We start from the raw sequence: 12,987 nt of genomic DNA, 5'->3' as shown, positions 1-12,987 counted from the left end.
GGGCATGGGGGCTTCGGTGACATCATGGATGCCGCACCAAACACAGCACATCATGTGGCCTATACCATCAACGGCGTCATACGAATGGCGACTATCGAGCCGTGGGTGACGCTGCTTGATCTGCTACGGGAAGAGTTTGATCTTACGGGCACCAAGAAGGGGTGCGATCATGGCCAATGTGGTGCGTGTACCGTCCTCATTAACGGTATTCGGATCAACAGTTGCCTGGTGCTCGCCGTTAGCCGCAGCGGCTCCGTAGTGACAACAATCGAAGGCATTGGAACTCCCGACCAGCTTCATCCCCTGCAGGCGGCGTTCGTGAAACATGACGCTCTCCAATGCGGATACTGTACACCCGGGCAAATCTGCTCGGCCATCGGATTGATTTCGGAAGGTATCGCCAAGACGCGGGACGAGATACGCGAAGGCATGAGTGGTAATCTCTGTCGCTGTGGCGCCTATATCGGGATCGTGGACGCGATCGAAGAAGTCTTGGCAGCGGCACCCGACGCGAACTCGTTGCCATGAAGCGGTTCACATATGTCCGAGCCGCGTCGATCGATCAGGCGATCGAAAGTCTCTCCGTCCATGCAGACGCAAAACTGTTGGCCGGAGGCACCAACCTCATTGATTTGATGAAGTACGACGTATCGACCCCGACGACCATTATCGACATCAACGACTTGCCGCTGCGTGAGATAAATGAAACCGCCGATGGAGGATTGCGCGTTGGCGCGCTCGTGACAAATTCCGAGGTTGCCATTCACCCGTTTGTCGCGCGACATTATCCTTTACTAGCCAGCGCCATCTTCGCCGGCGCGTCGGCCCAGTTGCGCAACGCGGCCACGGTCGGGGGCAACCTCATGCAGAGAACGCGTTGCCCGTATTTTTATGACGTGCTGACTCCTTGCAACAAACGAGCGCCGGGTAGCGGATGTCCGGCTCGGACAGGGCTAAACCGCAACCATGCCATACTTGGTGCGAGCCAACTTTGCGTGGCCACCCACCCGTCCGACATGTGCGTTGCCCTCGCAGCAATCGGAGCGACAATAATCGTTCAAGGCCCCAATGGAGTGCGCTCTATTCCCTTGGCTGACTTTCACCGACTGCCGGGCGACTCGCCTGAGAAAGACACGACGCTTGTCGATGACGAAATCATTCTTGACATCTTTCTGCCGCCGGTACTCGAGCATCATCGATACAGCTATTTGAAGATCCGCGATCGCCTGTCTTACGCCTTTGCCATCGTCTCGGCCGCAGTGTTGCTAACGATCAACGACGAAGCCGCGGTTTCGTTGGCCCACATCGCCTTGGGCGGCGTCGCGCACAAACCGTGGCGGAACACGGCGGCGGAAGCGCTGTTGATCGGCAGGCCTGCGTCTCGTGTGAACTTCGACCAGTTCGCATCGATGCTGCTATCAGGCTCCGTGGCATTGTCTGAGAACGACTTCAAGATAGACCTTGCCCATCGGACGGTCGTTCGAGCGCTTGAACAGGCCGCATCACGAACGCCTCAGTCGCAGTTCGACAAGCGTGTCCATTGAGGGATAGATGGATCAAGAGCAGACGGTCACGGGCAAGAGCATTCTCCGAGTTGACGGACCACAGAAGGTTCGGGGCGAGGCCAAATATGCTGCCGAATACAATATTCCCGATCTCCTGCATGCGTACGTGGTGACGGCGTCGATCGCGAAAGGTCGAATACTGTCGATCGATCTTGCTGCAGCAAGACGTTTTCCGGGCGTGGTCGAGGTTCTGTCCCACAAAAATCGCCCATGGTTCTGGCCAGTCTCATTTCTTTATAAGGATGCAGCGGGTCCGCCAGGAAAGCCATTCGTGCCGTTAGACGATGACCGCGTGTATTTCAGCGGTCAACCCGTCGCGCTGGTGATCGCTGAAAATTACGAAGCTGCGCGTGATGCGGCCGCTTTGGTAAAGGTGACATACAAAGCCGAGCAGCATACCACCGACCTCGCTGCATCAACGGCGTTCAAACCGCGGAAACGCCGGATCGGTGTCGCCCCTGTCCCTCATCCGACAGGAGACGCCGATCTGGCGTTCGCAGTTGCTCCTCTGAAAATCGAATCGACCTACACCACGTCTCCGGAAAACCATCATCCCATGGAATTGTTTGCAACGACGGTGAAGTGGGGCAAGATCGTCACTGTTTACGACAAGACGCAAAGCCCAAAGAGCGTAGAGCTCTTCCTCAAGGTCGCGTTTCGCTTGATCGGACGCAAAGTGCGGGTTGTTAGCACCTATGTCGGCGGTGCGTTCGGTCTTGGTCTACGTCCACAGCAATCGGTCTTTCTGGCGGTGATGGCGGCGAAGGCGCTCGAACGCTCTGTCCGACTGGTTCTGCCACGCGACCACATGTTTGCGCTCGGATACCGCGCCAACGCCGTCCAAACCGTATCCCTTGCGGCCGACGAGCAAGGCCGTTTGCAGGCGGTCAGGCATCGAGCCGTGGCCGCCACCTCGCAATTTGAGGATGCCCAGGATCCGATGCTACTATTCTCTGCAAGCCTTTATCGGTGCAACAACATCAAGCTTACCTACGAACTGGCAAAACTCGACACTGTTTCGCCTTGTGACATGCGCGCTCCTGGTGCGGCGACCGGAATGTTTGCGCTGGAATCCGCGATGGACGAACTGGCTTACGTCCTCGATATGGATCCTCTGGCTCTGCGCCTCACAAACTACACGGAGCGGGACCAGAGCGAAAATCGACCCTTTAGCAGCAAGGCACTACGCGAATGCTATGCTCTGGGAAGCGAGCGCTTTGGCTGGCACAAGCGCAGTCGCGCACCGCGGTCGATGCGCGAGGACAAAGAACTGATCGGTTGGGGCATGGCTACAGGAGCCTGGGAGGCCGCAATGTCACCCGCGCCCGCGCGGGCAAAAGTTATGGTCAGGAGCGACGGGAAGTTCGAGGTGACATCATCCATCACCGACATCGGCACCGGTACCTACACGATCCTAAGTCAAATCGCAGCGGACACGCTTGAAACGACGATGGACCGCGTTGTGATACGGCTTGGAGATTCAGCCTTGCCCTTTAATCCAATTCAGGGCGGCTCATGGACGGCAGCAACGTCTGGCGCTGCCGTCCAGTCCGCTTGTCGCAAGCTCAAGTCGACGATCAGGTCGCGGGCGAAGCATACAGGCGTTCTGGGGCGCGGGCAGGGTGCCGAGCTACTTTCTGCATCCGCTCTCATCGATTTGTTGAAACTGCAGCGCGGCCGCAAACTGAGCGCAACCGCCACGATGTTCAGCTTCCCGTTTGGCAAAAAGTTCTCCAGTGCCACCCATGCGGCAGTGTTCGCCGAGGTCCGTGTCGACGAGGAGCTATCAGTGGTGCGTGTCACCCGCATCGTATGTGCCGTAGCCGCCGGACGCATTCTTAATCCCAACACTGCCCGCAGCCAGATCATCGGCGCAACTGTCATGGGGATTGGGAAGGCGTTGCACGAGGACGCCGCCTACGATCACAACCTCGGACGCTGCATGGCACACGGTTTCGCAGACTATCACATCCCTACCAATGCCGACGTTTATGACATAGACGTCGTGTTCGTCGACGAGACGGATGCCGAGGTTAGCCCACTGGGCGTGAAGGGCGTCGGCGAAATCGGGGTCGTCGCCGTGGCACCTGCCATCGCGAACGCAATCTTCCATGCGACAGGAGAAAGGATGCGACACCTTCCGATTACCATCGATCGTCTGGCACGCGCCGGATCACGATGACCGAAGCGCTGGATGAGGGTCCCTTCTTTCACGGCACAATTGCGGATTTGCGCGTTGGTGATTTGCTCACCGCAGGATACCGGTGGAACTATCGACCTGAAGTGGTGATGAACCATATCTACTTCACTGCCATTGTGGACGGTGCCGGACTTGCCGCGGAGATCGCAGCTGAACTCAGCAATGGCGGCGCAGTCCCGCGTGTTTACGTCGTGGAACCGACCGGGGCATTCGAGAACGACCCGAACGTGACCGACAAGAAATTTCCCGGCAACCCCACACGGTCGTATCGCAGCAGCGCACCGCTCAAGGTCATCGACGAAATCACGCATTGGAACAGATTGACGCCCGAAGCACTACAGGAATGGAAAGAACGACTGACCGCACTGCGCTCAGCCCAACGAGGCGAAATCATCAACTGATCCGAGAGGGACACGCATCGTGTGCTCATCCAACGATCGGATAGCTAAAACGAGATGATCAGCTCTCCACCCCGAACTGGACAGCCAAATCCGGCACGCCGCCTACCTCGAGATTTTCCTGCGATTTTTCTCACATCTGATCCAAAATCTGCATTCCAAGATCCGCGCCGAAGAGCTGACCTTCCGCTTCCGCAATGTGTCGTCATTCAACTCAACGTCGTAGTAGCGCGCCCGGTCATCGGTAGTCACCATCCCCATCGACCGGCACATCGTATGTCAGTAATGGTAAAACCAAAGGTCTCAAGCATTCGCGGCAACAATGAATTGGATGTAGCGTGCTCACTAGTTGAGCAGCGTTTTATCGAATCGCTCGGCCCAGTCCTATTGGGACAGGCGTTGGATGATATGGACAGCTAAAATGAGACAATTCTTTGCAGATACGTTTGCCCTTATTGTGTTCTCAACCGTAGCTGGGATAGCGGTCGAGTTCTTCATCGTTGGACTGACCCCATCACAGGTATTTCAGGCGCGGCTCGCTGCCATCCCCGTTATTGTTGTCACTGCCCGACCTTACGGGATTTATCGCGATTGGCTGTTCGCCCTGTTTGATGCGCCGACAGGCAACCGAGCTAAAAAGACGGCGGTCGATATCAGCGCATTCGTTACGTTTCAAGTTCCAATCTACTGCGCAATCCTGGCGCTCGCCGGGGCGACTATCATGCAAATTGTCACCGCTGTAGGGTCAGCCATTATCGTTTTGACGGCCTCGGGTCGCCCCTATGGACTCTTTCTTGAGTGGAGCCGGAAACTGTTCGGTGTTTACAAGAATGCCTGAGGCACAGATTTGCCGGAGCCGTTGTCATTGCTGGACATTTCTCGGAGGGAGTTTCTAACAGGGGTTCTTATCAAGTGGTCAAAGAAGATCGAAGATTCCAAATATGATACAGGCGGCACCTGCTATAACCAAAGGCGTTCGCGGAACAATGGGGTGGCGGGCATTCCGCCTGACTTCATTAAAACGCTGCGGCACTGCATGCGCAATAACAACTCTTATTGACGTGGGGGAAACGGCTACGGCGTCGAGCCGACGCGATCTTGAATGCATACCAACAATAAACTGTGATTTTATGAACTTTCGATTAGCGGATACTCTGCCTGTGCACCACAAGACCAAGGAGTTGAACGATGAGAACAATCCTCGTATTTGCCGCCGCTTGCGGGCTCACCGTGTCGGCCGCTTCGGCCGAGTGTGTCGGACATACCGCCTCCCTTGACAAAGAGATCACAACGGCAAGTGTTTCGAAGGACCAAACACAGGACCAGATCACTATTCAAACTGATGCTAGATCAGTAAAAAAGGAACCGTCGCAATTCGAAGGCGAGTAGCTGGTGCGCCCCAGGAACCGAGCCTTCGAGAACTCGGTGCTCAAGAAGGATCAGTCCTGGTAAGTGCGTAGATTGCCTCACTAGTTGTTGCCGGATGTCGGCGTTACACATTGGAGATATTGAGGCACGCGCTTATTGCCCGCTTTCTGGAAGCTGAGCTGTTTCCTTGCTCTTAACCCGTGCGTATCGAAGATGCGCCGAGGACGATCGGGCCGCCAAACACCACCGCAAACCACAGATACTCCATTCTACCGTCCTTCGGTAGCAAGATGACGATGACCAGTTTTAGGTGGGCCGATCTCGGGAATGGAGGAGAGAAGGGCGGCGATTAAGACTGGAAGCGTCGTCCACAACAGATCATACGCGGCCATGGGTCAGTGGCCTCCAAGTTCGCTCTCGATCTTCTTGCGACTGCCGGCGTGCTTCTTGATCAGCTCAAGGGCTCGGTCTCTGCTGATGTCATGTTTCGTCATGAGGTAGTTCACCTCGTAGTCCTCGCTTGCCGATACTGCGGCGCGGTCTCGATTGTCCTGCTTGGATTTGTCATCTGACATTTGGGTTTCTCCCCGGCTGTTGCTGTTGTTTCTCAACAGCCGCAAAGGATTTAGGTTCCGTGTCGCCTTAAGTGGGGATCGGCCACTAACCCGATTGCGCCGCTCATGGCGAGCAGCGCTTTCCTGGGTTCCAGTTGTTGCTTACTTATCGAGATCCTGGGCCATCATCAGATGATGTTCCAAGGCCGGCTCTGTCGTAGCGGCCCACGCCTTAAGGTCGGGATTATCGCCGCCCTCGCCGTAGCGCTTGAATAAGTCGACTGCGTCTTTGTGTGCGGAAACCTGATCGGAGTGGTACTGCTTGGTGAAATCCTCACCTTGCAGACCGTTGAGCTTATCAAGCGTGCTTTTCTGCGCTGATGTCATTGCCGTCGGGATTGAGGCCTTGACTTTCCCGCTGTCAACCAACTGCTTCAGCTCCGCCGACGTCTTCTGATGGTCCGCGATCATCTGCTTGGCGAAAACCTTGGTAGGATCGTCAGCCCGTTCCGCGGCGAGCTTACTGGACTCGATTTCAAACATGTCACTGGTGGCAGCTTCCATAACGAAATCTTCCGTTTTGGGGGCCACCCCGATCAGAGAGTTGACGCCGGTTTTCAGCCGCCGTCTGGGCAAACGTCGGCGTTGACATCATTAACAAGGCAACAGTAACTAAAAGCTTGTTCATCTGGGTTCTCCTTTGCACTGAGCGAACAACGCGGGGTAGAGAACACTGTTCCAACAGCGCAAGCCGATGCCAGGGCGCTTCATTGGACAATGCCCGTCGCTGTTGACGTTATGATAGTGCTCGGCTTGTTCCTGATCGGATGCGGTCGATTACCAGGTTATCGACCGATCCTTACCGGCAGGGTGTGTACCATCGAAGCGAGACTCAAATCAGTGCTATTCAGGTGGCGGGATTCACACCATGCCCAGCAACAAGTGACTTTGCCGGCCAAAGACTGTCCAAAATAGTGTTCAGGTATGGATGAGTACACGTGACTTTTCGACTGTCGTTTGCATCGGCGGTTTAGTCCAATGCGCGATGGTAATCGTATTATTGGAGAGTTCGTCCAAGTCACGTCAGCTTAGAGCCGCTGTTTTGTACCCGCGCTAGTCCCGTCGGAGCTTTTAGAACGTTCCTCAAAACGGTCCGCGCCCTTGGCTAGGTCAGAACCTTTCTGGGCTTCCACCTTCTTTTCATTTTCTGCCGCGCTCTTCCTCAAACCTCGCGCAGCCTTCCTCCCTTTTTCCGTAGGGGCTTGCTCGATACCCATTGCACGTCCTCCGTTTCTCTTGCACGCTCAACGAACAGGCTCCAAGTTCGTTCCGTGACCTCCCGGTGCCAAAAATGAGGACTAGCCACGATGTGACAACAAGCCCCACTGCCGCAAAGGCATAGAATAGCCAGCGGCCTGAAACCATCTCGGCAGTAATATTTATCGTTTGTGCCAGCGTTGATGGGCTGCCAATGGAGAAAGCGGCCAAGCAGATACTTACGGCTATGCCGGTAAACTTCACTCGTGCAAAAAGTTCAGCTTAATCTCTATGTCGTTGCCGAGAGAATTCTGAGATTTGCCGCTCAGAGAAATGTGATCGCCCCTAATCTCGCCCACCAGTTCAAGCCCGTTTTCATCGCCTCCAAATACGGATGCAATGGTTTCAGAGGTCATTCCTTTAAATGGGCGGGCCTTAACTTGGGCAGTAATGAAATTTCCAGAAAGCGAGTAGGTCCCAACGTAATAAATCAAAGTGTCTCCACCGTACACGCGACCGTCTCTAAGAACCACCAAGCCAATTCCCTGCATCGAGTGTGTATCAAACTCGGCACGATAGATTCCCTCGCGAAAGTTGTTAGGCATTAGCGTTCCTCCAACGTTCAAATTGTAAAACGATCTTACCACCGGTGAAGGTAAGTACTGGGAAACTTTCTAGATGGATCTGCGGAAGATTGGCAACGATTGCGATGAGCAGCATACGTTGCAGCGACCGGCGTACAGTTGCTCTGCCAAAGCCTGACAGTTCTATTGCAAAGAAGCCGGGTACCCGCAAAACCCCCTGGCGCGCCGATATTCGTAAAATCTAATTACCCGACAAATCGGCTATCACGGGAGGCAGTTCTTATGAAATGTTGGTTGGCACGACGCGGGGCCTTGTTGCTGACGCCGCACTTGTGTTTGTTCTTCGACACCTGGCCCTTCAGGGTAACCACAGCGACAAACAAAACTGATCTCGTCTGGCCACATGTGCCCGCTGTGCAAAATACGCAAGATGCGGATCGTATCCATCGCTACGGCGTGGACCGCAACATAAGACGTACGCGGACAATGGCGCCGTCCTTAACTTCGAAATCTATTCGCATTTAAACCGAAGCGTCTGTTTATCAACGAACCGTACAATCGCCGGAGCCATTCCCCCATTCGTCACGGATTGCGCTTAACGTATTATCATGAAAATTAGGGAAAACGGTCGTTTGAAGCTGCCGATATAGCAGGATTCGGCCCAAATCGGTCATTTATACTGAAGCATTTGAGATGAATGGATTGCAGCAAGGGGATTAGTGCCAGTCTGCTGTGGCCGCCCGTGGCCGCCGTTGGAAATGGCATTACCACATCGAGTCATCTGTTGGTTTCAACGGCGCCAACCGGATAGCAAGTAGTTGCTTGGACTGGAAAATTTAGTGCCAATAGAAGCTAGTTAATCACGGGGTCGTCGGTTCGATTCCCTTCAAGACCGTAGGTTTCTCTAAAAGGCTACAACTAGGATTATCCCAGAACCGAAGACAGAAACTCACGCGTGCGCGCCTCTTTCGGCGCGCCGAATATCTCCTCCGGCGTTCCCTGTTCGCAGATGCTTCCCTTGTCGAAAAAACAGACGCGGTCGGATACTTCCCGCGCGAAGCGCATTTCATGTGTGACGAGCAGCATGGTCAAGTCGTGCTCGTGCGCCAGGCTGCGAATGACGGAGAGGACTTCCCCCACCAATTGCGGGTCAAGCGCTGACGTCGGTTCATCGAAAAGTAGAACCTGCGGGCGCATCGCAAGCGCACGGGCAATAGCCACACGCTGTTGCTGCCCGCCGGAAAGCTGCACCGGATAGTGGTCTTTCTTCTCCGCAAGCCCCACCATCTGTAGCAGTTCAATTGCACGCGCTTCCGCTTCCGCCCGCGCCATCCCCAAGACTCGAACCGGCGCTTCGACAATGTTGCGCAGGACGGTCATATGAGGAAAAAGATTGAAGCTCTGGAAGACCATGCCGACGTGATTGCGGATCTGGCGCAGGTGTTTTTCCGAGGCCTGGAACCGGCCTTTGCCGCCCGGCTCGTGGTAAGGCGTGCCGGCAAGTGTCAGCCTGCCTTCCTGGAACGGCTCGAGCGTCATCAGCACGCGCAGAACGGTCGACTTGCCGGAGCCGGACGGGCCGATCAGTGTCACTTTTTCTCCCTTCGCGACGCTGAAATTGAAATTGTCGAGCACAGTCAGAATACCGAAGCGCTTGGTGACGTCGGAAAATTCGATGATGGGCTGATCATTATTATTGGTCATCGCAAGGGTATTCCCGCTTTTGGAAGGGCTTTCTGCAGGCGGTGGAGGCCAGCTGAGCAGATCAACGTCAGGACAAGGAAGATCAGGCCGACAAGCGTCAGGGGCACGAGATATTCAAAAGTGCGTTCGCCGATCATGTTGGCGAGCCCCATCATTTCTAGAACTGTGACCACGGAAAGGACGGGCGTTTCCTTAATCATGGCAACGAGATAATTGCCCATGGCAGGCACGATTCGCGGTATCGCCTGAGGAATGATCACATCGCGATAGGTCTGCATCCGCGTCAGATTGAGGGCGGTTGCTGCTTCCCATTGGCCACGGTGCACCGCCTCTATGCCGCCTCGATAAACCTCAGAGGTATAAGCAGCGTATTGCAGGCCGAGCGCCAGCGCGCCGGTGAGGAAGGCGGGCAGAACGACGCCGAAATCAGGCAGAACGTAATAAAGGAAGAACAGCTGCACCAGCAGCGGCGTGTCCCGCAGGAACTCGACGATGAAAGCGGTCGTCCAGGAGATCACCTTGATGCGGCTGCGGCGCAACAGCGCAAACACCAGGCCAAGCACCAGCGCAATTGCAAAGCCCGCCGCCGCCGCCTGTAACGTGACTGTCAAACCGATAAGGATGATGGGCAGGATCGAGGTTGTATAAGTGATCCAGTTCGTTGTGTCCCATTCGTAGCCGTACATCATAATGGTAAGATCCTCACGAATGGCGGGCGCGGGGGAAGACGTCGCCGCGCCGCACGAAATGCTCGATGATGCGGATAGCGACCATTAGCAAGAGCGACATGCCGAAGTAGCAGACGAGCGTGATCGAATAGATACTGGCGCTATCCAGCGTGATGTTGCGGATCGACTGGGCCGCGAAGGTGAGATCGGCGATCGATATCAGCGACAACAGCGACGAAAGCTTAAGCGTTTCGATGGCGAGATTGCCAAAAGCCGGCATCATCTCGACAACCGCTTGGGGCAGGGAGATGCGAAACAGCGTCTGAAAGCGACCGAAATTCAGTGCACGAGCGGCCTCAAGCTGCTGCGTGGAAACGGCCGAAAGCGCGCCGCGTACGATTTCCGCGCCGTAGCCGCCGGCATGGGCAGCCAGGACCAGAATGCCTGTGGTGATGGGATCGAAGCTCAAGCCGACCAGCGGCAGCGCATAATAGAACCAGAACAGTTGGACGAACAGGGAAGTGCCGCGAAACACCTCCGTATAGCAGAGCGCTATCGCCGACAGGATCGGCCCACCTTCGACACGCAGAATGCCGAAGACAAAAGCAAGCAGGACGCCGATGGCAATGGCGGCAAGCGTAATTGTCATAGTAACGACGGCACCTTGCCACAGCATCGGCAGGTAGGCTGTCCAGTCCATCTGGAAGTCTCCCGGTTATTGCGAATGGCGCCCGACTCTCGACCGAGCGCCTTCTGCCGTTACTTCCCGGCGCAAAGGTCGGCGACGTTCTTTTGCGCGGTTGCGGCGATGCTTTGTTCCGAAAGGCCGTATTTGCCGAGGATTTTCTTATAATCGTCTGTCTCGCGGAAGGCGACCAGGGCAGTGTTGAAGGCGTCACGCAGTTCCTTGTCTTCCGGGCGGAAGGCAAAGCCGCCGTAATTGCGTACCGGTGCTCCATTGACGACCGGATCCTTGAAGGGAGCGACCTGCTCGACATTGGCCTGGCCCTTGGCGAGCTCCGAAACTGTCAGCTCGGTCGCCGCATAGGCATCGGTCCGGCTTTGCACTGTCGGAATCGCATCCGCGTTGGCCGGAATGAAGACGATCTGCTCGTCCTTGACGCCGACGGCGCGCAGGAAGTCGACATTGTTGGCACCCGAAACGACGGCGACCTTCAGTGACGGATCCTTTGCGATATCCGCATAGGTGGTCAGGCCCTTGGGATTGCCCTTCTTGACCAGCAGTCCTTCGCCATACGACGAGTTCGGCTCGGTGAAGGCGACCTGCTTGCAGCGCTCTGGCGATATGTTCTGCTCTGCGGCTGCAAAGTCGAAGCGACGGGCCTTAAGACCGGGAATGAGTGTTCCGAAGGGCGTTACGGTCCAGTTGACCTCCTCGATGCCCATGGATTTGAGGACCGCATTGGCGACGTCGGGACCGATTCCGGCCGATGTTCCGTCCGGCTGCATGTAGGAATAGGGCACTTCGTTCGCCGTTGCAGCGCGAATATAGCCCTGCGACTTGGCTTCCTCAACGGTGAGGGCGCTGGCGGTCGTGACGCCGATGGACAGTGCAATGGCGCCAAGCGACGCGATTTTCGTCATAGTCATTCGTCATTCTCCTCTGGTTAAAGTTTCGGCGGTCCGTTTTCGGATCTCGCATCGATTGTTCCGGTCAGATGTCCTCCGTGATCGTCGCGATGACGGAAAGGCAGTCGCCGACCTTGATGAGGCCGGGCACATGGCGTGCTGCAAGAACGCCATCCATGACGGCGCAGTATTCGACAGGGGCGATGCCGGTCCGGCCCAGCGGGTAGACGTGGGCAACGGTCTCGCCGGATCTGACCGGATCACCGAGATCACGGACAAATGCGATCAATCCGTCGTCCTGCGCGAAAGTGAAGCAATCGTCCGACCGCATATCCAGCCAACGGGTCGGACGGACATCCGGCTCGCCTTTCAGGATGCCGGCGTGGCGCAGGAGGTTAAGGCTGCCCTTGCGTGCGATCTCTATGGAGCGGGCGGTTGCCGTGCCGGCCCCGCCAAGCTCGGTCGTGACGAAAGTCTTGCCCATTTCCTCGACCGTCGTATCCAGCATTCCAACCGCGTCGATCTCCAGCATCTTCATCGAGAAGGGCGCCGAGAAGGCGGCAACCGCTTCGAAGCAGCGGGCTTCCTGGTCCTTGTCCGGCAGCTCGTGAGCCGCAGCATAGGGCAGAAAGTCGAGCGTCTTTCCACCCGAATGGAAGTCGAGCACGATATCGGCCAGCGGAATGAGATGGCGCGTCACGTAGTCGGCGATCTTCTCCGTCACCGTGCCGTCCGGACGGCCCGGAAAGCTCCGGTTGAGGTTGCCGCGATCGATCGGCGAGGTGCGCGTACCGGCGCGGAAAGCCGGATAGTTGAGCGCCGGGACGATGATAACGCGCCCGCTCACCTGCGACGGATCGAGTGTCTGTGCCAGTTCCAGCAAGGCAGCCGGTCCTTCATATTCGTCGCCATGATTGGCACCGGTTAGCAGCGCAGTCGGGCCTTCCTCGTTGGCAATCACGCAGATCGGAATCATTACCGAACCCCAGGCGCTGTCATCGCGGCTGTAGGGCAGCCGCAGATGACCGTGCTGCACCCCATTGGCGTCGAAATCGACGGTCGGAGCAATGGGCGAAGGGCGGGACACGCTCATCAGCAC

The 12,987-nt window shown here is 56.3% G+C and carries 13 protein-coding genes and 1 pseudogene; 5 read left to right on the top strand and 9 right to left on the bottom strand.

What is annotated here, in order from left to right:
- Nucleotides 1-24 precede the first annotated feature (24 nt).
- From HQ945_RS18200 to alaE, 5 genes are all read left to right on the top strand, one after another.
- Nucleotides 25-528: a (2Fe-2S)-binding protein gene (locus HQ945_RS18200; RefSeq protein WP_174208365.1), complete on the top strand. Its 504-nt coding sequence runs from the start codon at nucleotides 25-27 to the stop codon at nucleotides 526-528.
- Nucleotides 525-1,544 carry an FAD binding domain-containing protein gene (locus HQ945_RS18195; RefSeq protein ID WP_174208364.1) on the top strand — a complete coding sequence of 340 codons (1,020 nt, stop codon included), beginning with the start codon at nucleotides 525-527 and terminating at the stop codon, nucleotides 1,542-1,544. Before HQ945_RS18200 ends, HQ945_RS18195 begins: the two co-directional genes overlap by 4 nt.
- A gap of 7 nt (nucleotides 1,545-1,551) precedes the next feature.
- Nucleotides 1,552-3,747 carry a xanthine dehydrogenase family protein molybdopterin-binding subunit gene (locus HQ945_RS18190; RefSeq protein WP_174208363.1) on the top strand — a complete coding sequence of 732 codons (2,196 nt, stop codon included), beginning with the start codon at nucleotides 1,552-1,554 and terminating at the stop codon, nucleotides 3,745-3,747.
- Nucleotides 3,744-4,166 carry an NAD(+)--rifampin ADP-ribosyltransferase gene (gene arr, locus HQ945_RS18185; protein WP_174208362.1) on the top strand — a complete coding sequence of 141 codons (423 nt, stop codon included), beginning with the start codon at nucleotides 3,744-3,746 and terminating at the stop codon, nucleotides 4,164-4,166. The genes HQ945_RS18190 and arr overlap by 4 nt, the downstream gene beginning before the upstream one ends.
- Before the next feature lie 418 nt (nucleotides 4,167-4,584).
- Nucleotides 4,585-5,001, top strand: coding sequence for an L-alanine exporter AlaE (gene alaE / locus HQ945_RS18180; protein ID WP_174208361.1), 417 nt, complete (start codon nucleotides 4,585-4,587; stop codon nucleotides 4,999-5,001).
- A gap of 925 nt (nucleotides 5,002-5,926) precedes the next feature.
- Here alaE and HQ945_RS18175 read toward each other — a convergent pair.
- The 9 genes and pseudogenes from HQ945_RS18175 to doeB all read right to left on the bottom strand — a co-directional run bounded on the left by HQ945_RS18175 (nucleotide 5,927) and on the right by doeB (nucleotide 12,981).
- Nucleotides 5,927-6,106, bottom strand: coding sequence for a DUF3606 domain-containing protein (locus HQ945_RS18175; protein ID WP_113281212.1), 180 nt, complete (start codon nucleotides 6,104-6,106; stop codon nucleotides 5,927-5,929).
- Nucleotides 6,107-6,247: 141 nt separating this feature from the next.
- Nucleotides 6,248-6,773: pseudogene (locus tag HQ945_RS18170) on the bottom strand (DUF4142 domain-containing protein).
- 400 nt (nucleotides 6,774-7,173) lie between these two features.
- Nucleotides 7,174-7,362 carry a hypothetical protein gene (locus tag HQ945_RS22950; protein ID WP_113281210.1) on the bottom strand — a complete coding sequence of 63 codons (189 nt, stop codon included), beginning with the start codon at nucleotides 7,360-7,362 and terminating at the stop codon, nucleotides 7,174-7,176.
- 240 nt (nucleotides 7,363-7,602) lie between these two features.
- Nucleotides 7,603-7,947 (bottom strand): GrlR family regulatory protein, encoded by a 345-nt coding sequence (locus tag HQ945_RS18165; RefSeq protein WP_091923065.1) that lies wholly within the window; start codon nucleotides 7,945-7,947, stop codon nucleotides 7,603-7,605.
- Nucleotides 7,948-8,850: 903 nt separating this feature from the next.
- Nucleotides 8,851-9,630: an ectoine/hydroxyectoine ABC transporter ATP-binding protein EhuA gene (ehuA, locus tag HQ945_RS18160; protein ID WP_027232345.1), complete on the bottom strand. Its 780-nt coding sequence runs from the start codon at nucleotides 9,628-9,630 to the stop codon at nucleotides 8,851-8,853.
- Complete coding sequence (gene ehuD / locus HQ945_RS18155; protein WP_027232344.1) at nucleotides 9,627-10,319, bottom strand: ectoine/hydroxyectoine ABC transporter permease subunit EhuD; 693 nt, start codon at nucleotides 10,317-10,319, stop codon at nucleotides 9,627-9,629. Before ehuD ends, ehuA begins: the two co-directional genes overlap by 4 nt.
- 13 nt (nucleotides 10,320-10,332) lie before the next feature.
- Nucleotides 10,333-10,998, bottom strand: coding sequence for an ectoine/hydroxyectoine ABC transporter permease subunit EhuC (gene ehuC, locus HQ945_RS18150; protein ID WP_027232343.1), 666 nt, complete (start codon nucleotides 10,996-10,998; stop codon nucleotides 10,333-10,335).
- A 59-nt stretch (nucleotides 10,999-11,057) separates the two neighbouring features.
- Nucleotides 11,058-11,909: an ectoine/hydroxyectoine ABC transporter substrate-binding protein EhuB gene (ehuB, locus tag HQ945_RS18145; protein ID WP_174208360.1), complete on the bottom strand. Its 852-nt coding sequence runs from the start codon at nucleotides 11,907-11,909 to the stop codon at nucleotides 11,058-11,060.
- Between the two features lie 64 nt (nucleotides 11,910-11,973).
- Nucleotides 11,974-12,981, bottom strand: coding sequence for a N(2)-acetyl-L-2,4-diaminobutanoate deacetylase DoeB (doeB, locus tag HQ945_RS18140; RefSeq protein WP_175585048.1), 1,008 nt, complete (start codon nucleotides 12,979-12,981; stop codon nucleotides 11,974-11,976).
- Between the last annotated feature and the right edge of the window lie 6 nt (nucleotides 12,982-12,987).

The sequence above is a fragment of the Phyllobacterium pellucidum genome (assembly GCF_013327855.1).
Lineage (GTDB): Bacteria > Pseudomonadota > Alphaproteobacteria > Rhizobiales > Rhizobiaceae > Phyllobacterium > Phyllobacterium pellucidum.
This window is presented reverse-complemented; position numbering and strand designations above follow the sequence as displayed.